18 protein-coding genes are annotated in these 21763 nt (G+C 72.5%); 11 read left to right on the top strand and 7 right to left on the bottom strand.

Annotated elements, in window-relative coordinates:
- The first annotated feature begins 131 nt into the window (after positions 1-131).
- Positions 132-1187, top strand: coding sequence for a glycosyltransferase (locus LG274_RS06515; RefSeq protein WP_298712300.1), 1056 nt, complete (start codon positions 132-134; stop codon positions 1185-1187).
- Complete coding sequence (locus LG274_RS06510; RefSeq protein WP_404463497.1) at positions 1184-2308, top strand: glycosyl transferase; 1125 nt, start codon at positions 1184-1186, stop codon at positions 2306-2308. The genes LG274_RS06515 and LG274_RS06510 overlap by 4 nt, the downstream gene beginning before the upstream one ends.
- A gap of 13 nt (positions 2309-2321) precedes the next feature.
- Here LG274_RS06510 and LG274_RS06505 read toward each other — a convergent pair whose 3' ends face one another.
- Complete coding sequence (locus tag LG274_RS06505; protein ID WP_348983746.1) at positions 2322-4367, bottom strand: glycosyltransferase; 2046 nt, start codon at positions 4365-4367, stop codon at positions 2322-2324.
- Positions 4368-4545: 178 nt separating this feature from the next.
- Here LG274_RS06505 and LG274_RS06500 point away from each other — a divergent pair, with 178 nt between their 5' ends.
- The 4 genes from LG274_RS06500 to LG274_RS06485 all read left to right on the top strand — a co-directional run bounded on the left by LG274_RS06500 (position 4546) and on the right by LG274_RS06485 (position 9200).
- Complete coding sequence (locus LG274_RS06500; protein ID WP_404463495.1) at positions 4546-5619, top strand: hypothetical protein; 1074 nt, start codon at positions 4546-4548, stop codon at positions 5617-5619.
- Positions 5616-6956: a glycosyltransferase gene (locus LG274_RS06495; protein ID WP_404463493.1), complete on the top strand. Its 1341-nt coding sequence runs from the start codon at positions 5616-5618 to the stop codon at positions 6954-6956. The genes LG274_RS06500 and LG274_RS06495 overlap by 4 nt, the downstream gene beginning before the upstream one ends.
- Positions 6957-7053: 97 nt before the next feature.
- A complete protein-coding gene (locus LG274_RS06490; protein WP_404463491.1) occupies positions 7054-8013 on the top strand; it encodes a WcbI family polysaccharide biosynthesis putative acetyltransferase in 960 nt (319 codons plus the stop codon).
- A gap of 5 nt (positions 8014-8018) precedes the next feature.
- On the top strand, positions 8019-9200 hold the full coding sequence (locus LG274_RS06485; RefSeq protein ID WP_248117424.1) for an FAD-dependent oxidoreductase: 1182 nt from the start codon (positions 8019-8021) through the stop codon (positions 9198-9200).
- A 187-nt stretch (positions 9201-9387) separates the two neighbouring features.
- Here the strand turns inward: LG274_RS06485 and LG274_RS06480 are convergent, their stop codons facing one another.
- Positions 9388-9954, bottom strand: a complete 567-nt coding sequence (locus LG274_RS06480) for a hypothetical protein (protein ID WP_319074453.1) — start codon at positions 9952-9954, stop codon at positions 9388-9390.
- Between the two features lie 676 nt (positions 9955-10630).
- Here LG274_RS06480 and LG274_RS06475 point away from each other — a divergent pair.
- Positions 10631-11287: a hypothetical protein gene (locus LG274_RS06475; protein WP_404463488.1), complete on the top strand. Its 657-nt coding sequence runs from the start codon at positions 10631-10633 to the stop codon at positions 11285-11287.
- A 48-nt stretch (positions 11288-11335) separates the two neighbouring features.
- Here LG274_RS06475 and LG274_RS06470 read toward each other — a convergent pair whose 3' ends face one another.
- Complete coding sequence (locus LG274_RS06470; protein ID WP_298985181.1) at positions 11336-12922, bottom strand: alkaline phosphatase; 1587 nt, start codon at positions 12920-12922, stop codon at positions 11336-11338.
- Positions 12923-13158: 236 nt separating this feature from the next.
- Here LG274_RS06470 and LG274_RS06465 point away from each other — a divergent pair, with 236 nt between their 5' ends.
- Positions 13159-13434 carry a DUF1540 domain-containing protein gene (locus tag LG274_RS06465; RefSeq protein WP_020624892.1) on the top strand — a complete coding sequence of 92 codons (276 nt, stop codon included), beginning with the start codon at positions 13159-13161 and terminating at the stop codon, positions 13432-13434.
- A gap of 101 nt (positions 13435-13535) precedes the next feature.
- On the opposite strand, the gene LG274_RS06460 is transcribed toward LG274_RS06465, so the two are convergent.
- The 3 genes from LG274_RS06460 to LG274_RS06450 form a co-directional block, all read right to left on the bottom strand.
- Positions 13536-14363, bottom strand: coding sequence for a hypothetical protein (locus LG274_RS06460; protein ID WP_298985169.1), 828 nt, complete (start codon positions 14361-14363; stop codon positions 13536-13538).
- 617 nt (positions 14364-14980) lie between these two features.
- Positions 14981-16168: a type II toxin-antitoxin system HipA family toxin gene (locus LG274_RS06455; protein WP_404463485.1), complete on the bottom strand. Its 1188-nt coding sequence runs from the start codon at positions 16166-16168 to the stop codon at positions 14981-14983.
- A complete protein-coding gene (locus LG274_RS06450) occupies positions 16165-16392 on the bottom strand; it encodes a helix-turn-helix domain-containing protein (RefSeq protein ID WP_223247472.1) in 228 nt (75 codons plus the stop codon). Before LG274_RS06450 ends, LG274_RS06455 begins: the two co-directional genes overlap by 4 nt.
- A 259-nt stretch (positions 16393-16651) precedes the next feature.
- Between LG274_RS06450 and LG274_RS06445 the strand changes: the two genes are divergently transcribed.
- A complete protein-coding gene (locus LG274_RS06445; protein ID WP_298985163.1) occupies positions 16652-16819 on the top strand; it encodes a type I restriction-modification system subunit M N-terminal domain-containing protein in 168 nt (55 codons plus the stop codon).
- Positions 16820-16887: 68 nt separating this feature from the next.
- Here LG274_RS06445 and LG274_RS06440 read toward each other — a convergent pair whose 3' ends face one another.
- Positions 16888-18648, bottom strand: coding sequence for a helix-turn-helix domain-containing protein (locus LG274_RS06440; protein ID WP_404463483.1), 1761 nt, complete (start codon positions 18646-18648; stop codon positions 16888-16890).
- Positions 18649-18770: 122 nt separating this feature from the next.
- Between LG274_RS06440 and LG274_RS06435 the strand changes: the two genes are divergently transcribed.
- Both LG274_RS06435 and LG274_RS06430 read left to right on the top strand, forming a co-directional pair.
- Positions 18771-19874 carry an alcohol dehydrogenase catalytic domain-containing protein gene (locus LG274_RS06435; protein ID WP_404463481.1) on the top strand — a complete coding sequence of 368 codons (1104 nt, stop codon included), beginning with the start codon at positions 18771-18773 and terminating at the stop codon, positions 19872-19874.
- A gap of 11 nt (positions 19875-19885) precedes the next feature.
- Entirely contained in the window at positions 19886-21298 is a 1413-nt protein-coding gene (locus LG274_RS06430; protein WP_404463479.1) for a hypothetical protein, read from the top strand.
- Positions 21299-21763: the final 465 nt, after the last annotated feature.

The following is a 21763-nucleotide window of genomic DNA, read 5'->3' as shown; positions in this document are numbered from 1 at the left end:
CCTTGACAGACCCCGCCCTCGTGTACTTTCCGCGCGCCCCGCGCGCCAGTACAGTCGGCCCGTACGTCTGTTCGCCAGCCGCCCCTCCCGGGCGCGTCGTCGCCCCTCACCGGGCCGAGAGGGGGCCACCCATGCGCATCGCGGTGCTCACCCACATGCTCCATCCCATCCGTTCGCCGTACGCCGGCGGCCTCGAGATGCACACGGCCCTCACCGTGGAGCACCTCGTCCGCCGCGGCCATGACGTCCGCGTGTACGGCCGGGAGGGCACCCAGGTGCCGGGTGAGTTCATCCCGGTCCTGGCGAAGGAGGGCGCCATGGGCGACGGCGACGAGGCCGTCGCCGTGCGCGAGCGCGCGATGGAGGCGGCCTGTGACGCCGTGCTGGCCTCGGACGCCGACGTCGTGCTCAACAACTCCCTCACCCCGGTGCCGCTGCAGCGCATGCGCTCCGCGCCGATGCTCACCGTGCTCCACACCCCGGCCACGCTGAACCGCGTGCTCCGCGTCCTCGACGAGCCCGGGTGGACCGCCCCGAAGCATCACCGCTGGGCGTCCGTCTCCGCGTCCAACGCGATCGCCTGGCAGCACCGCCTGCCCCGCGTGGACGTGGTGCCCAACGGGATCGAGCTGCAGAAGTGGGTCAGCGACGCCGCGCCCGTGCCGGGCCGCGCCGTGTGGGCCGCGCGCATCACGGGGGAGAAGGGCCTGCATATCGCCATCGACGCCGCCCGCGGCGCCGGCATGGAGCTGCACTTCGCCGGGCCGATCTCCGACCAGGCGTACTACGACGACGTGATCCTGCCCCGCCTGGGCGAGGACACCGTCTACCACGGCCACCTGGACCACTCCACGCTGCCGGACATGCTGGCCACCGGCGAGGTGTACCTCTCCACGCCGCTGTGGGCCGAGCCGTTCGGCCTGGCCACGGTGGAGGCCATGGCGCTCGGGGTCCCCGTGGCGGCGCTGCTCTCCGGCTCGATGGGCGAGATCGTGGCCCCGCAGGCCGGCGACCTCGCCGTGCACCACTCCGCCGAGACGCTCACCGACTCCATCCGCCACGCCCGCCGCAAGGACCGCGGCCGCGTGAAGGCCTGGGCCCGCCGCTTCAGCTCGGACACCATGGTGGAGGGCTACCTCGACCTGCTCGAGCAGGTCGTCGAGGACCACGAGGCGCCGCGCTCGTGACCGGCGGGGGCAGGCGGCGCGTCCTCTACTACGCCCACCAGCACGGATCCGGGCACGTCCGGCACGCGGCCAACCTCGCGGGAACAGGGGCGTTCAGCGTCACGGTGGTGACGGCGCATCCCGCCGCGGGGGACATGCTCCCCGCCGGGACCCGTCTCGTCCCGCTGCCCACGGACCTCGTGGACGGGCACGTCCAGCCCGCGCGCTCGCCCCTGCACCACACGCCCGCCGGCCCGGTGATCCGCGCGCGCTTCGCCGCCCTGTTCGCCGCCGCGCAGGAGGCGGAGCCGGACGTGTGCGTCGTGGACGTCTCCGTGGAGGCCGCCCTGTTCCTGCGCCTGGCGGGCTACCCGGTGATCCACCGGCGCATGCACGGCGACCGCACCGACCCCGCCCACGAGCTCGTCTACGCCGAGGCCGACCGGCTGATCGCCCACTACGGGGTCACGCTCGAGGACCCCGCGTGGCAGGCCGTCCACGGTGCGCGCACCACCCACCTGGGCGTCCCGGACGTCACGGGCCGCCTCGGCGCCGCGGCGACGACGGGCGCGGCCCGTCCGCGCGTCGGTGTCATCACCGGCACGGGCGGGGGAGGGGTGAGCACGGCCGCCCTCGCCCGGGCCGCCGCCGCGGTCCCGCACGCGACGTGGGACGTCTACGGGCCCGTCGCCGGAGTCGAGGCCACAGCCGCCCGGCCCGCCGCCGACGGCGAGGCGGGGGCGGGCGAGCCCGCCGACGTCGCGCGCGCGGCCGGCCTGCCGGGGAACGTGCGCCTGCACGGCTGGGCGCCCGACGTCCCCGTGCGGGCGGCCGAGGCCGACGTCGTGGTGGTGTCCGCGGGCCACAACGCGAGCGTGGACGCGGCCCGCTCCGGCCGCCCCGTGGTGCTCGCGCCCGAGCCGCGGCCCTTCGCCGAGCAGCTGTTCTTCGCCCGGGCCGCCGAGCGCGCCGCGGGCGTGCCGTGGTGCGCGTGGGAGGACCCGGACGCGGACTGGTCCGGGGCCGTGGAGCGGGCCCTCGCGGACCCGTCCGCCGCGGACCGCCTGGCCGCCGCCCTCCTCGTGGATCCGGCGGAGTACCGCCGCCGCTGGGAGGACGCGGTGGAGGCGGCGCTGGCCTGAGCGGGCCGAGGGCTCAGTACGCGGCGTCCTCCCGGCGGGCGGCGGCGAGCTCCTCGGGGCCCGGGCGGCGCAGCAGCTCGAGCCGCTCGCCCGCGGGATCCCACGCGATCAGGCCGGCCTCCGCGAAGGCGCGCAGCCACCCCTCCATGGCCCACCGGCCGTGCACGGCACGGAACCGCTTCGCGTTCACCAGGATGTCCTCGAGGTGGTTTACCGGAGGGGAGAAGACGCCGTGGTGCTGGTGGAACACCTCGGCGGGGCTGAAGCGCAGCCGCAGCCCGGCGTCGCGGGCGCGGAAGGCGATGTCGGTGTCCTCGGCGCCGTAGCCGGAGAAGCCCGCGTCGAAGCCGCCGATCCGTTCGAGGTCGGACCGCGCGATCGCCAGCACGAGCGTCCACACCAGGTGCCACTCCTCCGAGGGGCCGGCCGTCAGGTGGGCGCGCCCGTGGTGGGGCACGGAGAGGCGGCGCAGGGCGCCGTCGGTGAGGGGCGGGGACGCGGTGCCGGGCTCGCCGCCCGCGTCCCCGAGGGTGCCCGCGGACGGCAGCGTGGCGGTCCAGCCGGCACCGAGGTAGCGCGGCGTGCCCATCACCACGGAGCCCGGATGCGCGGCCACCTCCGAGGTGAGCGTGCCCACGGTGTCCGCGGCGGGGATGCAGTCCACGTCGAGGAACACGAGCACCTCGCCCGTGGCCAGCGCGGCGGCGGCGTTGCGGGCCTCCGCGAGCGGCAGTCCGCCCCGGCCGGCCACGTGGCCGACCGTGACGTCCAGGCCCGTGGCGGGCACGTCCCCGTCGGGCTGGTCCATGAACACGACCACCACCTGCTCAGGGCGGCGCGCCGAGCGCTCCAGGCCCGCGAGGAGGCGGGCCAGGTGAGCGTCCCGGTGGCCGGTGATCACCAGCACGGAGACCGTCTTCAGGGTGCCGTGCCGGCGCGCCCACGCCTCGCGGTAGGCGGCCACGTGGGTGGCGGCCACGCGGCGGCGCTGGCGCGCGCGCGCGGCCACCGGCACCGGGCGCAGCCGGTGCCGGCCGCGGAGGAGCCGCTCGAGGGCGTCGGCGAGGGAGTCCGCGTCCTGCCGGTCGAACGCGGCGAGCGTGTCCGGGGAGACCCACGCGCGCGCCTGGTCCGCGATGTGCCCGACGTCCGCCACGGCCACCGGCACCCCGAGGTCCCGGCACATCTCCACCCAGCCCGAGTGCGTGCCCGTGCGGTAGGGCAGCACGGACACGGCGACGCGGCGCAGCAGGGCGTGCAGCTCGGGATCGGCCAGGCGGGCGTGCTGCCACAGCTCGAAGCCGTGGTGCTCGCAGCCCTCCCGCAGGCGCTCCAGGTCCGCCTCGCTGCGCACCGAGTCCTGCACCTCCACGATCACGTGGGTCTCCAGGCCGCGCTCGTCCAGCATCCCGACGGCGGCGGCGAGCGTGGGCAGGAACCCCACGGGGTCCACCTGGGCGCGCAGGTCCTTCGCGTGCACCAGGAGGCGGGCGGGGGCGACGGCGGCGCGCTCCTCCTCGTCGTCCTCGCCGGCGGCGGGGCCGGCGTCGTCCGGGGCGGGGGCGGGGTCCGCCGGGGCGAGCTCGGCGAGGGCGTCGAGCGGGACGATGTGCGGATGCGGCACCACGTGGGCCCGCACCCCGTAGTCGCGGGCCACCGCGTCGGCCGCGCCGGGGGTCAGGGTGAACACGGCGTCGGCGGCCTCCAGGAGCACGGCCAGGCGCCGCCGGTGCAGGGTCTGGTCCGTCAGGTGCGGGTTCTCGAGGTCGTGCACGGTGACCACCACGGCCCCGCCGTGCGCGTGCTGGGCGTCCATGGCCGCCGCGAGCTCGTCCGGGGTGCGGTGCTCGAAGCCGAAGTGCACGTGCAGCACGTCCGGGCGGTGCTCGGCGAGCCAGCGCGCGTCGAGCGCCTGGGGCGGCCACCACTGGTGCTCCGGCGCGCCGGGGACGGGAGGGTCCGGCCAGAACTCCACGTCCGGGGCCGCGGAGGCGTCCAGCGGACGCACGGCGCGGCTGTAGGGGTGCCCGGCGGGCACGTGCTGCACGGTGAGGGTCACGGCGGTGGCTTTCGGACGGCGGTGGAAGCGGCGTGTCTGCGTCCCCCCGCGGGTCCGCTCACGTCGTAGGCTGGCCTGGGCGGTGGGCCGGCACGACTCCCTGAGTCGACGCCACCGCGCAGACCACCATTCCACCACGTGAGGAACAGTGACGATGGAGCCGGAGGCGAGGGGGCGCGTGCTGTACGCGACCGTGGGTCCCGACGAGCACGGCGTGACGCGCCACGGAGCCGCCACGCGGCGCACCCTCCAGGGGCTCGGCGCGGACGTCGAGCCCCTGCACGCCACGGACTCCTCCGACTTCCTGGGGCTCGCCGGGGTCCTCCGGGACGCCGTCGACGACGGCCGGGCGGTCCACCTGGACGTGACGGACGCGCTGTTCGGGCCCTCGCCCGCCGCGGCGGCCGACTGCCTGCTCGAGGTGCTGCCCCCGGCGGTGACGCTCACCCTGCACGACATCCCCCAGGCCGCCGAGGGCGAGGAGCGCTACCGGCGGCGCGCCGAGGCCTACGCGCGGATCGCGCGGCACGTGGCCGGCGTCGTGGTCTCCTCGGAGCACGAGCGGGCGCTGCTGGACGACATCGTGGACGTGGCCGTGCACGTGGTGCCGCTGCCCGTGGAGGACCGCCGCGCCATGCTCTCCGACACGCGGCCGGAGCTGCCGGAGCACCTGGCCGGGCTCGAGGACGACGTGGTGGTGTTCGGCTTCCTCTACCCGGGCAAGGGCCACGCCGTGGCGCTGGACGCCCTCGCCGAGCTGCACCGCCAGTGGGGCCCGGGCAGCGGGGCGCCGCGCCGCGTGACCGCGCTCGGCCCGGTCTCCGCGGGCCACGACCGCCTCGTGCGGGAGCTGCGCGAGAGCGCGCGGGACCGCGGGCTGGAGTTCCGCGCCACGGGCTTCGTGCCGGACGAGCTCTCCGACGTCGCGCTGCTGGCCGCGGGCATCCCGCTGGCCGCGCACCGCAACGTCTCGGCGTCCGGCTCGCTCGGCTCGTGGATGGGCGTGGGGCGCCGGCCGATCGTGCCGAGCGGCCGGTACGTCCAGGAGATGGCGCGCCTGCGGCCCGGCACGCTGCGGGTCACCGGCGTGGACACCGGTCCCCTGGACTACGCGCTGGCCGAGGCCATCGCGGAGGCCGTGGAGGACCACCGCCGCACCTGGCTGGCGCCCGGCACGAGCCTCGAGCCCGGCCCCGAGACGTGCGCGCGGCGGCTCGCGGACGTGTGGGCCACGGTCCACGGGTGGGCATGACCGCGCCCGAGGTCTCCGTGGTGGTGCCCTACTACCGGGCGCAGGCGGACCTGGACCGGCTCCTCGCGGCCCTCGCCGCGCAGGACCACCCGGCCTCCCGGCTGCAGGTGGTGATCGCCGACGACGGCTCGCCCGAGCCGCCCGCGCTCCCCGCGGAGCTGCCCTTCGCCTCCGCCGTGGTGCGCCACGAGGACCGCGGCTTCCGCGCCTCGGCGGCCCGCGCGCTGGGGGTCCAGGCCGCCGAGGGCTCCGTGCTGGCCTTCCTCGACGGCGACATGCTCCCCGAGCCCGGCTACCTCACCGCCGCGTGCGCCGCGCCCGCGGCGAGCGGCCTGGCCGTGGTGGTGGGACGGCGTCGTCATCTGGACCCGCGGCTGCTGGAGGCGGGTGGCTGGCGGCCGGGGGAGTCCGTCCCGGAGTGGGCGCGCCTGGAGGAGCCCGCGTGGCTCGCGCGGGCCTACGCCGACTCCGAGGACCTGCGGCGTGCGGACTCCACGTCCTACCGGTTCATCATCTCGGCGGTGCTCACGGTGGCGCGCGAGGTCTACGAGGACGCGGGCGGCTTCGACCCCTCCTTCGTCGGCTACGGGGGTGAGGACTGGGAGCTCGCGCACCGGCTGTGGCGGGCCGGGGGAGCGTTCGCGTACGAGCCGCGCGCCGTCGCGTGGCAGGCCGGGGAGGACTTCGGCGGCCGCGAGGACCCGGCCGAGGCCAGGCGCGTGAAGAACCGTGAGGCCCTCGTCCTCGCGCCGAGGATCGCCGCGCCCACCGCACGGGGGCTGAGCCTCGGGCTCGGCGGGGACGACTGCCCCGCACGGGCGGCCGTGACGCTGGGGGCCGCCGGCGACGCCGCCACCGTGCTGGGCGCGGACGCCCTCCTGCAGGCGTTCCCGAGCGCCCGGCTCCTCGTGCGCGGGGCGCTGGGCGACGACGCCGCGGCCTGCCTGACCGACGAGCGCGTGGCGCTCGAGGCGCCTGCGGGGGAGCCGGATGCGGCGGGGCCGAGTGACCCCCGCGTGGCCCTGAGATCCGCCCCGGACTGGGGCGTCGACGTCGCGGCGCCGGTGCGCCCGGCCGAGCCCGGCGCGCGCCCTGTGCCGAAGGACGCCTCGGACTTGCTGCTGAGGCTGGAGCGGGACGGCGTGGAGCGCGTGGAGGTGACCGACGAGGCGGGCGACGTCCTCGCAACGCTGACCTCTTCCCGCGCGCGGTGGCGCGAGCACCGCGAGGGGGCCGTCCCGCCGGCGCGGACGCTGCGGGTCCGCGCGGCGGATCTGGGCTGGCGCGCGGTGGAGGCCGAGCCGGACCTCGAGGCCTGGTGGGGCGGCTGGGGCTGAACCGCTGGCGGCGAACGCGCCGTCTGGATAGCCTCGAGGCGGGACGGAGCCCGCAGGACCGCTCCGAGCACCATGATCTGACGACGGAGGCACGCACGTGGCGAACTGGGACGAGGGCCGGCTGCGGCACTACGGGCACTTCTACGGGCTCGAGGACCTGCCGGAGGGGGACCTGCTGCTCGTGTGGGGCAACTGCCAGGCGGAGTCGTACCGGCGGCTGCTCGGCGGCGAGCCGGGCACGGCCATGCTCGGTGACTCCGGGCTGAACACGGTGCGCGTCCCGCCGGCCTTCGAGATCCAGCCGGACGAGGTGGAGCACCTCGAGCGCCTGCTGACCCGCACCCGCGCCCTCGTCACGCAGCCCATCCCCCACGACTACCGCGGCATGCCGATCGGCACGGAGCAGCTGATCGCGCAGCTGCCCGAGGATGCCCCGGTGGTCCGGATCCCGGTGGTCTACGACACCTCGCGCTTCCCGTGGCAGGTGACCCTGCGCAACTGGAAGTTCGCACCCGGCGCCGCCGAGCGGCCAGGCGAGGACCCGCCCGTCGTCCCCTACCACGACCTCCGCGTGCTCGCCGAGGCCGCCACCGGCCAGCGCCGCGAGGTGGCCCCCGAGGCCCTGCGCGCGGCCGCGGCGGCGTCCGTCCAGGCGCTGCGTGCCCGCGAGGAGGCCAAGCGCACCGTCGGCATGGCGGACATCGTGGCGGCGGAGCGCGGCACCGGCTTCTACACGGTGAACCACCCCACCAATGTGGTGCTCACGCGCGTCGCCGAGCGCACGGCGGAGCAGTTCCCCTTCGAGGTGCAAGTCCAGCCCGTGCCGGAGACGCGCGTGCTGCTCGGCGGCGTGCGCGCGCCGCTGCACGCCTCGGTGGTGGAGGCCCTCGACCTCGAAGCCGAGCCCACGGAGGACTGGAGCGTGGGCGGGGAGCTCATCCCGGACGAGCAGATGCGCCAGACGCATCTCGAGTGGTATGCGCAGAACCCGCTGGCCGTCGAGGTCGGGATGCGCAAGTACGCGGACCAGCTGCGCCTGCTCGGACTGGCGGGCTGATCGCGATGACGACGACATACGACGTCCTCATCGTCGGCGGCGGCAACGCGGGCATCTCGCTCGCAGCCAAGCTCCTCAAGGACGGGGCGGGGCGGATCGCCGTCGCCGACGGTCAGCAGGTGCACCGCTACCGCCCCATGCTCAACTACGCCGCGGGCGGCCAGGCGGACATGGCCGGGTTCGAGCGGTCGATGCGCGCCGTGGTCCCGGACGGTGTGGACTGGATCCCGGACCACGTGGCCGCCGTGGACGCCGCGGCGCGCACCGCGACCACGTCGACCGGACTCACCGTCGGCTTCCGTCACCTGGTGCTGTGCCCGGGTCTCACCCCGTGGTGGAGCGCGATCGACGGGCTCCGCGCGGCCTACGGGGCCGGCTGGGCCGCGAGCGCGCACGTGCCCGAGTACGTGGAGCCCGCGCGTCGGCTCCTGGCGGGCGTCGCTGCGGGGGACCGCGTGGTGGCGAACGTGCCGGCCGAGCCGTCCTCGTGCGGCGGCACCGTGCTCAAGGCGCTGTTCCTGGCATGCGCGGCGTGGGAGCGGGCGGGGATCCTCGGCGAGGTCGACGTCCATCTGGTGACGCCTTACGACCGCATCCTGGACCGCCCCACCATCGACGACGCCCTCGCCGACGCCGTGGTGCGCTATGGCGTCCACGTGCACGCCGGCGCCGAGGTGACCGCCGTGGACCACGCGGCTCGCACGGTGACGCTGAGCACCGGCGAGCGGATCGACGGGGTGGACGCCGCCTACGTGACCCCCGTGGTGCATGCCCCCGAGTTCATCGCGGAGGCGGGCCTGGGCGACGGCGGCCCCGCCGGGCTCGCGGACGTGGACCCGGAGACCCTGCGTCACCGGGGGCACCCGCACGTGTGGGCCCTCGGCGACGCCGCGTCGGTGCAGACGCGGCCTTCCGGCGGCGCCCTGCGCAAGCAGGTCAAGGCCCTGGCGCAGAACATCCAGGCGGCGGACGACGGCGGCGAGCTGCAGCGCTACGACGGCTACACGGTGATCCCCGTGATGGTCAGCCGCGACGAGCTGGTCCTGGACGAGCACGTCCGGGACGGCTCCGAGGACCGCTCGATCCCCGGCGTGGACGTGACGAAGCCCCGCCGGAGCACGGCCGTGTTCGACCGGTTCGGCCAGCCGCGGATCTACTGGAACCGCCTCCTCAAGGGGAAGGTGTGAGGTTGTAGGGGCATCCGGCTCCAGGCGTGTGGACAGGATCCCGGGCCCGGGGTGGGACGGGCGCATGACTGAAGCGCCCTGGGTTTCGTTCCGAGGTCAGGACGCAGCGGGCGCTGAATGGGACTGGTGCACCCTCACTCGGACGCCCGCTCGGGGAGGCACCTCACGTGGGCCGATCCGACGGGGTTCAGTCTGCTCGGGCCTCGGACACGGACTCCTCGAGCACGGCGAGCTCCGTCTGCGACAACTCTGTGCCCGTGACTGGCAGGACGTCATTTTGCTCGACCGCAAGCACGCCCTCTTGTAGGTTGACCGGCGTCGGATACCACCCCGCGTCTACAAGGTTGAAGAGATACAGGTCTCCGGCCCCCGCGGTCAGCACCGGAGCGCCGCTCAGCTCGAACTTCTGGTCATCCTTGACCCCGCCTAAGATGCTGAACTCCAGGGTCTCACCCGGCTGCACATCACCCTTGACGACCGTTTCGACCTGCACGGTGTACACGGTTGAGGGAAGGGCCATTGGCTCCGGGTCCTTGGGGTTCGGCACCGCGCCAGGCTCCTTCATGAGGTCCCAGACTTCAACCCGAGATGCGATCACCCGGCCCACAACCGAGTAGTCCGACGCCTGCTGAACGTCCTCGGCAGTGCTGTAGCTGACGTACCGCGCGTGAAGGGTTTGAGTCTCCTCCGCCGACGTCTCCGGTGTGGCGGAGTGGGCCGTTGACTCCTTCCCGGCCTGAACCGAGGCAGTCATTGCAGGAGACGGCACTTGCGCTCCCTCCACCGCCTCCGGGGCACTGCAGCCCGCAAGCAGGAGGCCGGCCGCGACTATGCCTGCACCGATGGGAAGGGAGGAACGAGGTGACCTCATCAGAGTGATCCCTTCAGGATGGAGGTGGGAATGGACATCGGGCACTGAGCGGTCGGGCTGCGCAGCGACCCGTCATAGCGTCGGACCCCGTCAGAGTCGCATGCGTAGGGGGGACTTGTCCGCGGTGGAGGCGTCCCGGAACTGGCCCACCAGCTCCATCATCTGACGGTGTTGCTGCCGATCGACGGCGAGCCAGGTGAAGGAGGACATGCATTCATCCTGCCGGACTCGTTCAGCGCCTCCGTCACGCCGGGACATCACCTCGCCTCGTCAATCCACCCCGCCCATCAGCCTCACCCCATGAAGATCGGATTCCGCAAGCCGTCCCTGATGAAGTCGCTCAAGGCTCGCACCACCGGGCGCGCCAAGCGCACCGTGGAGCGTGCCCTCATTCCTGGCTAGGGCCGTCCCGGCATGGGCTGGCTGTGGGACCCGAAGCGGGCCGCCTACAACGCCGTCTACCGGCGTACCACCTTCGGCCGGGGCGACGTCCTGCGAATGTTCCGCTGACCACCGCTCCACCACCCTCCGCCTCCACGCCCCGGCTACCCTCAGCACCATGAGCCGCGACGTCCCTCCCGCCCCCGGCGTCACCGTGCCCCGGCCCGCCCCCGGCTCCCGTCAGCGGGCCCTCGTGCGGCGCTCGCCCCTGATCCTCGCCGCGCTCGTCCTCCTGGTCGGCGCCGCCGTCCTCGCCGCGCAGGGGGACCGGGAGGCGGCCGTGCTCAGCGTGCAGATCGCCATGGTGGTCCCCGTGCCGATCGCCGTCGAACGCGCCGCTCGGGTCCGCCTGCCCCCGTCCCTGCATGCCATGTACGCGGCTCTGCTGATCGCCGCCCCGTGGATGGGCGCCGCCCTCGGCCGATACGCGGCCTGGCCCTGGTGGGACACTGTGGTGCACTTCTACTCCGGCGTGCCCATCGCGCTGGGCTGCGTCCTCTTCCTGGGTCTCGCCGCCGCCCGCCGGGGCCTGGCCATGCCACCCGGGCTCGAGGTCCTCACGGTGGTGGCGCTGCATTCGCTCGTGGCCCTGCTTTGGGAGGTGGCCGAGTTCACTGCGGACCAGGTGCTCGGCGCGCACACCCAGAAGGGCAACACGGACACCATGACGGACCTGATCGTCGGAACCCTCGGGGCCCTGCTGGTCGCCCTCGTCCTCTACGCGCACCGCACCCGTGGGCCCTTCGCCTGGATGACCCGCTTCACCGGTCGCTGAGCCGGGGCGGGCGGTGCCGCGTCCCCGCCCGCCCCGGCCCCGCCCGCCTCACGCCTGGATCGTGTGCAGGCGATGCTCGCCGTCGGCCACCCCGAACACCGCACGGGTGCGCACCGAGGAGCCGAGCTCACTCACGTAGTCGAGCACCTGGAAGCGCGCCTCCAGCAGGTCCCGCGTGACGTCCAGGCGCAGGTAGCCGCGCAGGTCGTTGTTGAAGGTGATGTGCGGGTTCCACTCCAGGGCCTTGGCCGCCGCGTCGGAGCCGTCGCCGCCGGAGGTGATCGAGGTGGTGATCAGCTCCACGCCCACCGGCGCCGAGGAGAGGTCGTTGAAGTCCCGCTTCACATCGGAGGCGAACGCCTCGTGGATGTCGCCGGTCAGCACCACCGGGTTGCGCACGCCGGCCTCGACCCAGGCGTCCACCACGCGCTCGCGGGACGCCACGTAGCCGTCCCAGGAGTCCATGTCGCCCCAGACGAGCGGGCCGGCGCTGCGGTCGTACTGCACGAACGGCACCTGCTGCGTGATGAGGTCCCAGCGCGCCGTCGAGGTCTTGAACCCCTCGCGCAGCCACGCCTCCTGCTCCGCACCCGTGATGGAGCGGCGGGGGTCCTTCGCCTCGGCCCCCACCACCTTGATGAGGTCCAGGTTGGCCTGGTCCGAGCGGTACTGCCGGGTGTCCAGGAGGTGGAAGGTGGCGAGGTCGCCCCACTGGATGCGCCGGTAGAGCTGCAGGTCGATGCCCTGGGGCACCGAGGACGCGCGCAGCGGCATGTTCTCGTAATAGGCGCGGAAGGCGGCGGCGCGGCGGGCCAGGAAGTTCGGGTCCCAGAGCTCGGGCTTCTCGTCCGCCCAGTTGTTCTCCAGCTCGTGGTCGTCCCAGATCACCAGCCACGGCGCCGCCGCGTGCGCGTCCTGCAGGTGCGGGTCCGTCTTGTACTGCGCCATGCGGGCCCGGTACTGGGCCAGCGTGCGCGACTCCCCGTTCTTGTGCGCGCGGGGGACGCCGGAGGAGACGGGGTACCCGTACGGCATGATCTCGTAGTAGTAGTCGCCCAGGTGCACCATCAGGTCCGGGCGCTCGGCGGCCATGTGTCCGTAGGCCGTGAAGTAGCCGTGCTCCCAGTTCGCGCAGGAGGCCACGGTCAGGCTCAGGTGCTCCGGGGAGGAGCCGAAGGCCGGGGCGGTGACGGTGCGGCCCGTGCGGGAGAGGTGCCCCAGCGCGCGGAACCGGTAGAAGTACTCGCGGCCCGGCTGCAGCCCCGTCAGGGTCACGTGCACCGCGTACCCGCGGGAGCGGTCCGTGGCGACGGTGCCCGAGCGCACGACGCGCGTGAACCGCTCGTCCCTGGCCACCTGGTACTCCACCGGGAACGACCGGTCCGGCATGCCGCCGAAACCGTCGAGCGCCAGCGGGTCCACCGCCAGGCGCGTCCAGATCACGGCCCCGTCGGGCCACGGGTCACCCGAGGCGACGCCGAGCGTGAAGGGGGTCGGGCCGGTGGCGGCGTGGGCAGTGCCGGCCGGCGTGGAGATCAGTGCCGCGGAGGCGACGACGAGGCCCGCCCCGCCGAGGACGGTGCGGCGGGAGACGGGGTGGGCGATCGGGTGCGCGGGATCGGTGTGCGAGGTCACCCGTGCAGGGTGGCAGGGGTGGGTGACGCGGACGTGACCGGGCGGTGACGGCGAGGTGGGGTGGCCGGCGGGCGCGACGTCGGTCCATACGAAACACGACAATGCGCAAAATTCATTTGCGCTAATCGTCTATCGACTAAGGCTCACCCCTCTTGTGCTATTCGTGGGCCGGAGTAATCTCGATTCCAGTAGCGCCGCCCCGGCCCGGGGCGGGCCCGAACCGGGAGGATCACGCCATGACCACCGCCGTCCGCACCTGCGCCGCCAGTGCCTGCGCCTTCAATGCCGAGACGTCCTGCAACGCCCTGGCCATCACCGTCGCCGGCTCCGACCGCACACCCGGCTGCGGCACCTTCGTCCAGCTGGACGTCCGCCGCCCGGTGACCGAGGGCGCCTCGACCGTTGGTGCGTGCCACCGCCTCGAGTGCACGTACAACGCCGACCTCGCCTGCACCGCCGAGGGCATCGAGGTCACGGACGTGGCCACCTGCGCCACCTACACGATCGACTGACCTTCCCGCCGGTCGCGCCGTACGCCCGGGTCTCCGCCGCAGGTCGGCGAGGGCCCGGGCGTGCCCCGTCTCGGAGCTGAGGCCGGCCTGGGGCCGTGGCCTCAGGGGTGGGCGACCCGCGCCGGGATCGCGTCCAGCAGTCGCCGCCAGGCGTGCCGGGGGCTGTGGTCGAGCCGGCCCGCACCGGGCAGGGCCACGTGCACCGCGGTGGTCTCGCCGTCGCGGACGCGCAGCAGGGTCACTCCAGCTTCGTCCGCGTCGAGGGCGTGGGCGGGGGACTCGGGCAGGGGCCCGGTGCCGACCTGCAACGGGGTGCTCTCGCCCGGCAACAGGCCCAGGGCGACGGCGTCGGCCAGGTCCGCGAGCACCTCGGGGGCGGTGCCCAGCACGTCGTCCGCCAGGTCTGCGAGCTCGGCCTGGTCGACGAGTCCGCGCGACGTGAGCGGCAGGGTGTGGCGGCAGAACACGGCGACGCCGTCGACGTCGTGCAGCAGGATCCGCTGGGTCTCGACGACGCCCACGCGCACCCGCGGGCCGACGTCGGCCACGAGGTCCTCGACGCGACCGCGCAGCCCCAGCTCCGCGACCTCGGCCGAGTCCCGGCACCAGCGCAGGGTGCCGAGCAGATGCACGGACGCCAGGCGGGTGGGGACCGTGAGGTCCAGGGCGTCGCGCAGGACGTCCACGCGCACGTCCAGCGGCGCGGGCGTGTGGAACGCGCCGAGCGAGCCGAGGAGGTTGGGGACGTGGGCGACCACGAGGCGGCCGTCCGCGCTCACGCCGTGGACGGCCGTGGTGAGCGTCTCGCCGGCGCGGAAGGCCGTGACCTCGACGGAGCCCTCGCCGCGGAGCAGCCGCTGGGCCAGCAGCAGACGACGGGGCGCCACGGGCGGCAGCGGATGGGCGGGGTGCGTGGAGGCGTGGGCCATGGGGGTCCTTCCGGCGGGGGTCCGAGACCCAGTAAGGCAGACCTCACCGAGATACGCAAGGCTGGTGGCGTGTATTTGTCACGTGCGGGGCGGTGGGGGCGTGTGCCAGAGACCTTCTGCGCATCTGACCCTTCTCGGCGGCTGTGGCCGGGTCAGAAGGGTCAGATGTGCAGACGATTCCCGAGGGTAGGTGTAGGAGGGCATGTCGTCGTTGAGTCGTGCCGGGGTGAGTGAGGCCGGGGCGTGGCCTTTGGTGCGGCCAGCTGGACTCCGCCGAGAGGGGGCTGTTCTCCGGCCGGCTCGTCTTGAGCTGACGGTGAGGACGCTGTGGAGGGGTCTGGACACGAACGGTGAGAGGCCGGCGTCAGACCTCCGACCCGTGCAAACCGTGGGCGACGTCCACCCGGACGTGGCGGTCATGCCGCCGCGCGAGGGGGCGGAGCTGATGGAGGCGTCGCAGCCGGTGTCCACGTTGTGGCGGGAGCATGTGGGGCAGTTCTCGGGCAGGGCTGGCACCAGCTGGAGTCCGTGGGTCAGATCGCGGACGTCGTGAATGCGAGCGGCGACGAGGTCATCGGTGGAGACGTGGAACGGGCATGTTCCGTCCACGACGCTGGTCAGCCTTCGAGCTCGTAACGGCGGTGGCGCAGTTCCCACTCGGCGCCTTTCAGCGGCGAACCGGTGAAGGGCAGGGCCGACAGGTCCACCTTCGCAGCTGCTGTCATGGCCACCGTCATGGCGGAACGGGCGGCGCGCTGGGGCAGGCCGATGGTCGCAGCCAGGGCATCCCAATGGCGCCGACGCAGGGCCCTCGTGCGCCCGTCCACGGACAGCGCCATGGTCATGTCCTCGTAGAGGGCGGTGCAGGGCACGTCGTACACCGGGGCGATGCTCCAGCGGCCGCTCGAAGACTGCAGCACCGAGACGTTCTTCGCGTGGAGGTCGCCGTTGCCCGTCAACCACGCGTAGAGGAACTGCAGGTACAGGTTGCGCGTGGCGGTGAGTCGATGCGGAGTGAGGCCGGCCAGGACGTCGATGACCTCCTCCGTGGTGACGTTGTACTTCTGTGCCGGGTAGATGTCGAGGGCCTGTCCGGCGTCTTCGAGTGCGAGGCGCGCTCGTTCGCCGGAGCGGTCTGCAGTGCGGTCGAATCGGCGGACGAGAAGACCTGCCCGTCCGTGACGGTCGTGGATCACCGAGTGCTCGGACACGGGGATGCCGAGGGCCGCGGCATGACGCAGATGGAGTGCTTCGTTGACCACGAGGTGGGGGTGGTTCGGTGGATCCAACTTCAGCAGGGCGCTGTGCTCCTGAAGGTGCACGGGCACGTTGACCATGGAGGCCGAAGCCTTCGCCTGGACGCCGGGGAGGGCGTTACGGTCAGGCACTCCCGCGAGGACGGCGAAGTCCAGGTTCTGCGGATCGTCCGTGGCGACGGGGGCCTCCGTGCGCAGTCGGTCGCCGGCAGGGACGACCTGCACATCGCCGGGCGCGTCCGTGCCGACGGCCAGGAGCAGGGTGAGCTCGTCGTCGGCCGAGGTCTTGGCCGCCGTGCGCAGAACGGTGAGGCGGTGCCCCTCGGGCAGGAGCCCTGAGAAGAACGGTGGGAGCCCGCCTCCGGCGGCGGTGACGGGGTCCTGGGCGACCGGCAGCGTGGAGGCCACAGGGTCGCCGGCGTACCCCTCGAGGTAGCGGAAGGTGATGGTTCCCTGTTCATCGCGGGTGAGTGTCCCCGCTGGGACGCCGCCCTTGTAGACGTCCGCGGTGGTGACGCGCTTCAGGTCTTCGAGTGCAGGAGTCGTCAACCGGTGACCTCGAGCTCGAGGCCGAGTACCTCCATGACGGAGAGCACTGACTTCAGGGTGCTCTTGCCGGTGCCGCGCTCGATCTGGCGGACGGTCGCATCCGAGACTCCCGCCAGGTCTGCGAGCTGCTGCTGGGTCAGCAGGAGCTCTTTACGCATGGCGCGGACGCGGTCGCTGATCTTCATCAGCGCCGCGGCGGAGGAGACTGCGCGTGTGGTGGCCACGGCTCTATCGTGGCAGATGAGCAGCTGAAATCCGAAGGATTTTTCGGAATCGGTGATGTTCGACTGCTGCGGTGGCGTGTCGACACGGGAGGCCGAAGAAAACTTCGGATTCGGGCCTCCGGGGGTCGGTCGAAGAGGTGCCGGCCTCCTCATCCGAAGAATTCTTCGGAACCTGGCTCTCAGGCATCAGGCGTGCGACTTTTCAGTGCCAGAATGAGGCCGATTGCCACACCGCCGTGCTCCGAAAGGCTCTGCCACCATGCCCTCTCCCCAGAACCTCTCGAACTTCGTGTGGGGGATCGCGGATCAGCTGCGGGGCGTGTTCAAGCCGAACCAGTACGGCACCCTCGTCCTTCCGCTCACCATCCTCCGCCGCATGGAGGCGGTCATGGCCCCGCACCGGAGTCGGAATCTTCTGCGCATCTGACCCTTCTCGGCGGCTGTGGCCGGGTCAGAAGGGTCAGGTGCGCAGATGAGTCCCGAGGGTAGGGGCTGTCACTCCCGGGTCCGCTGCCGGGAACGGCGGAGCTCCTCAGCACGACGACGGGGTTGGCTTCGCGCGGGTGGTGCGCCCGGGGCGCCGCCGTCGTCGCGTGCTGCCGAGAGCAGGGCGAGATGGAGGTCGAGCGATCGCGGGGGCGTGTGCCAGTCCGAACCCAGGACGGCGCCGAGCTGCTCCAGTCGTTGAAGGACCGTGTTGCGGTGGAGGAAGAGTCGACGGGACGTCTCGGCCACGTTCATTCCCGCGTCCAGGTAGGCCAGTGCGGTCTCTCGGAGTGCCGAGGCACGCTGGGGCGGCAGGTCGCGCAACGGCGTCAGCGGGCGGGTCGTCACGTCCTTGCTCGCCTCGCCGGCCCCGGCGAGGACCATGCCCACGGCGCCCACGGTCGACGCGTCCACGGCGTGGAGCCCTCCGGCCACCCGGCTGACGGCGAGGGCGTTCTCGAGCGTGCGGAACGCTCCCGGCAGATCGCGGAAGTGCTCGCCCGGCCCAAGGAAGGCCATCTGCCATACGGCCTCCGTCGCATGCCGAACTGCCGCCTCCACGCGGGCAGGCACATCCGGGCGGTCGCCGACCACGCACCATGTGCCTCCCCACGGAGCGCTGAGGCGCACTCCCGCCACGGGTGAGAGCACTCGCTCGGCGAATTGGGGTTCGGGTACGGCGGCGAGATCGATGATGGCCAAGCTGACCTGTGAATCCTCGCGCAGGCCGAGCTCGGCGAGCGCCCGACGCCGTCGCACGATTCCACCGGCGGAATCATCGACGAGTTCGGCCAGCAGGCCGGCGCCCGCCTCGAGCTCGGTGGCGCGCCGCGCGCTGCGGAGCCGTCGTGCGAGCAGGAGGTGCTGCGCGGTCCTGACCAGGGCCTTCTCCTCGGCAGGGTCGAGGGCGCGGCGGACGGCGAGCCAGTCGCGCGCATCCCGATCTGCGGGAACGAGCGTCCAAGTGCAGCCGTCCGGCGCCTCGACCTGGTGAGCCACGCCCGCCGCGTGACGCGAGGGGAGGGCGGGGGCGGGCCGCAGCGGCGACGTCGGACGTTCGGGGGAGAGGAGTTCCACCTCCACCCCCAGGTGCTCGGCGGCCCGATTGAGCACGGCCGTCTCATTGGGCTCTTCCAGCAGGGACTGGCATTGGCGCGAGGAGAGCTCATCCAGGCGAGTGAGCTCACGCAGGGACTGGCGTTCGTGATCCCGGTCTGCGTCCGCGCGCCCCGCGGCGCTGAGTGCCTCCGTGTAGCGATGTGCGTTCTGGATCGCGATGGCGGCATGTTTGGCGAGTGACTCGACGATGGTCACCTCGGAGTGGGTGAACCTCCGGGCGCGACGTTCGGCGACCATCAGGGCGCCGAGCGGTCGGCCGTCGACGACGAGGGGTGAGCCCATGATCGCGTGGACGCCCTCGGCCTGCACCGCGTGGTCCACCTGGGGGATGTGGGTGATCGTCGGGTCGTTGGAGTAGTCGAGGCTCTGGAAGGGTGCCAGACCCTCCGCCACCTTCCCGAGCACTCCTGTGCCGATGGGCATGCGGATCGTCCGGTACGCGTGGGTCACGACGCCCTCAGCCCGGCGGATGTACGTCTCACCTGCTGCGTGGTCATTGAGGCTGAGATACGCCATGTCCGTTCCGACGAGGGCCCGAGTGCGCCGAACGATGGACGCCAGGACGGATTCGGTGTCGGCCAGTTCCGCGAGGTCGGCAGCCGTGTCGAGCAGGGCTCGGAGGAGGCGGTGGTCGAGGACGTCAGTGGTCACTCTGCCAACTCTATTTGGTCAGAGATGGACTGGATGTCTATAGCGCTTGACGGGGAGCGCTGATGGGATGGGAGGAGGCCCTGAGGCCTACATCACACATCCCCGTCGTGGAAGGCGCTCACATGCTGATCCGTGGAGCTGTTCTCGAGGAGATCGGCCGGCAGCGGCCGTACGCCTCGTCCCGTCCCCTCACCGTCTCGGACCTGGAGCTCGATCCCCCGGGCGCAGGCGAGATCCTCGTCCGCATGGAGGCGTCGGGCGTGTGCCACTCGGATCTCTCCGTGGTGAACGGTCATCGTGTTCGGCCCGTCCCCATGCTGCTCGGCCACGAGGCCGCCGGGATCGTCGAGGAGCTCGGCGAGGGTGTCGACGACGTGGAGATCGGCCAGCGGGTCGTCATGACGTTCCTGCCTCGATGCGGCGAATGCGATGCGTGCAAGACCGATGGTCGCCTGCCCTGCACCCCCGGCACGGAGGCGAACAACGCCGGCGTCCTCCTGGGCGGCGGGGTCCGACTCCACCGCGACGGCGACGAGGTGTTCCACCACCTGGGCGTCTCCGGATTCGCGACCCACGCGGTCGTGAATCGGAAGTCCGTGGTGCCCGTCGGCTCTGACGTGCCGGCCGCCGTCGCTGCGGTCCTGGGATGTGCCGTGCTGACCGGCGGCGGCGCCCTGCTCAATGCCGCGGCCCCGGACGAGGGGGACTCCATCGCGATCGTCGGCCTCGGCGGCGTCGGGGTCGCCTGCCTTCTGACGGCGGTGGCGAGCGGTGTGCAGGAGATCATAGCGGTGGACATGTCCGAGCAGAAGCGGGAGCTCGCCCTCAGCTACGGCGCGCATGCCGCCTACTCACCCGAAGAGATGGCGGAGCGCGGCATCAAGGCCACCCACGCCGTCGAGTGCGCCGGCCATCCGGCGGCCTTCACGACGGCGTTCAACGCGACGGCGCCGGGCGGCCGCACCGTCACGGCGGGGCTTCCCTCGCCGGAGCAGACGGCGGAGATCTCCCCGCTCACCATCACCGGTGAGGCCCGCACGATCATCGGCTCGTACCTGGGCACCTCTGTGCCCGCTCGCGACATCCCGCGATACGAGCAGATGTGGCGTGAGGGTCGGCTTCCGGTGGAGAAGCTCGTCTCCGCGACCATGCGGCTCGACGACATCAACGAAGCGATGGACCAGCTGGCCGATGGCCGTGCGGTGCGTCAGATCATCGAGTACTGAGGATCACGGACATGACGACTACTGCGCATCACTCGCTGGACGATGAAGGCATCGGGGAAGTCTCCCCGCACTGGAAGGCAGGGCCCTTCCAGATCCGCCTGCCGTTCGTGCACTACCGCTTCGAGTGGCCGGACTACGTCCAGGGCCTCTTGATGTGCGCCGTGGACCTGGCGGCCATCCCTCTGATGGTCGAACTGCTCGGCATGCCGTTCGAGGTGGCCCTCGCCGTCGTGGTGTTCAACGGCCTCCTGTACCTCACCCATCACCTCCTCGGCGATCCGGTGGTTCCCGGGTGGATCACCCCGGCGATCCCGCTGGTCATGGCCTACTGCTCAGCGTTCCCCGAGGGGGAGGAGCGCGTGCATGCACTCATCGCGTTCCAGTTCATGCTGGGCGTCTTCTCGATCACGTTGGGTGCGACGGGACTCGCCTCCAAGGTGGTCTCGCTGATCCCCTCCGCCATCAAGGCGGGCGTGCTGGTGGGTGCGGGAATCGCCGCCATCCAGTCCCTCTTCGTCGCCGGAGGGCGTTTCGAGACCTTCCCGGTCACCATCACGATCGCGGTGGGGATCGCCTTCCTCCTGCTCTTCTCCAGCCGGTTCGCCGCGATGCGGACTAAGAACCCGATGTGGCGCACGCTCGGCAACCTGGGCATCCTCCCGGTGATCCTCCTGGCCGTGGTCATCGCGCCCCTGGCCGGCGAAGCCCCGTGGCCGACCATCGAGTGGGGGTTCAACACCCCGGACTTCGCGGGCCTCTTCGCCGGGTACACGATCTTCGGCATCGGCCTCCCGCCGGCCTCGATGTTCCTCACCGCGCTGCCCACCGTCCTCGCGACCTACATCGTCGTGTTCGGCGACGTCCTCCAGTCCCGGGCGATCCTCAAGGAGGCCGACCAGATCCGCACGGATGAGGCGGTCGTCTACAACCCGGACCGTGCGCACCTGATCTTCGGCGGCCGCAACACCCTCATGTCCATGATCGGTCCGGACGTGGCCATGTGCGGTCCGATCTGGTCTGCCATGCACGTCGTGATCGTGGAGCGCTACAAGGAGGGCCGCAAGGCCATGAAGTCGATCTTCGGCGGGGCGGGGTCGTTCCGGTGGGGCACGAACACCGGGCTCCTGCTGCTGCCGATCGTGACGCTGGTGCAGCCGGTGCTCGGGGTTGCTCTGGCCCTGACCCTGCTCATCCAGGGATTCGTGTCCGTGAAGGTCGGCATCATGGAGGCCCGCAGCGTCAAGGATCTGGGAATCGCGGGAGTCACCGCGGCGGTGCTGGCGTCCAACGGTGCCGCATGGGGCCTGGCGACGGGCGTCATCCTCTGCCTCGTGGTCTACGGCCGGGACTTCTTCCGCGGTGAGCCGGATGCCACCTTCGAGGCCATGCTCCGCGCGCAGGAGGGCCAGGCCGCCGAGAGCTGACGTCACACGGGCCGCAGCCGTCGACCGAGGCCCCGGGATGCATCGCCCAGTGCGACGCAGACCGGGGCCTCGGTGCGTGAGTCTGGCTGCCGGAGGGTTCGCGCAACGAACTGAGTCGGAGTGGGGATCGGCCTGCCGAGCGAGAGCCGGGACCTGGGATGTCGCCGTGCCAGAATGAGGCCGATTGCCACACCGCCGTGCTCCGAAAGGCTCCGCCACCATGCCCTCGGACCCTCGCCGGTTTCGTCTGGGAACGAAACCCAGCGCGCTTCACAACGCCCCGGGGACAGCCGGTTCCGGCGCTTCGTCTTGCTGGAAGGGGTTAGTCCTGGCGCATCAATCGGACAATCTCGGGGCTACGACGTAGCCCAAGGTGCGCTGGTAGCTGCTGATGCTCTCGTCGTACCGGGTGGTCACCGCGTCAGCTACCCCCGTGTCAGACTGCAAAGAGATCGACCGATTCTC

The organism is Micrococcus antarcticus (assembly GCF_044872765.1).
Taxonomy (GTDB): Bacteria; Actinomycetota; Actinomycetes; order Actinomycetales; family Micrococcaceae; genus Micrococcus.
The sequence above is the reverse complement of the archived record's forward strand: the minus strand, read 5'-3'. Positions and strand labels throughout refer to the sequence as shown.

What these genes read in the sequence shown, in the direction of transcription:
- LG274_RS06515 (WP_298712300.1), top strand. Translation starts at nt 132, where the DNA reads ATGCGCATCGCGGTGCTCACCCACATGCTCCATCCCATCCGTTCGCCG.
- LG274_RS06495 (WP_404463493.1), top strand. Translation starts at nt 5,616, where the DNA reads ATGACCGCGCCCGAGGTCTCCGTGGTGGTGCCCTACTACCGGGCGCAG.
- LG274_RS06485 (WP_248117424.1), top strand. Translation starts at nt 8,019, where the DNA reads ATGACGACGACATACGACGTCCTCATCGTCGGCGGCGGCAACGCGGGC.
- LG274_RS06480 (WP_319074453.1), bottom strand. Translation starts at nt 9,954, where the DNA reads ATGACTGCCTCGGTTCAGGCCGGGAAGGAGTCAACGGCCCACTCCGCC.
- LG274_RS06475 (WP_404463488.1), top strand. Translation starts at nt 10,631, where the DNA reads ATGAGCCGCGACGTCCCTCCCGCCCCCGGCGTCACCGTGCCCCGGCCC.
- LG274_RS06465 (WP_020624892.1), top strand. Translation starts at nt 13,159, where the DNA reads ATGACCACCGCCGTCCGCACCTGCGCCGCCAGTGCCTGCGCCTTCAAT.
- LG274_RS06460 (WP_298985169.1), bottom strand. Translation starts at nt 14,363, where the DNA reads ATGGCCCACGCCTCCACGCACCCCGCCCATCCGCTGCCGCCCGTGGCG.
- LG274_RS06445 (WP_298985163.1), top strand. Translation starts at nt 16,652, where the DNA reads ATGCCCTCTCCCCAGAACCTCTCGAACTTCGTGTGGGGGATCGCGGAT.
- LG274_RS06435 (WP_404463481.1), top strand. Translation starts at nt 18,771, where the DNA reads ATGCTGATCCGTGGAGCTGTTCTCGAGGAGATCGGCCGGCAGCGGCCG.
- LG274_RS06430 (WP_404463479.1), top strand. Translation starts at nt 19,886, where the DNA reads ATGACGACTACTGCGCATCACTCGCTGGACGATGAAGGCATCGGGGAA.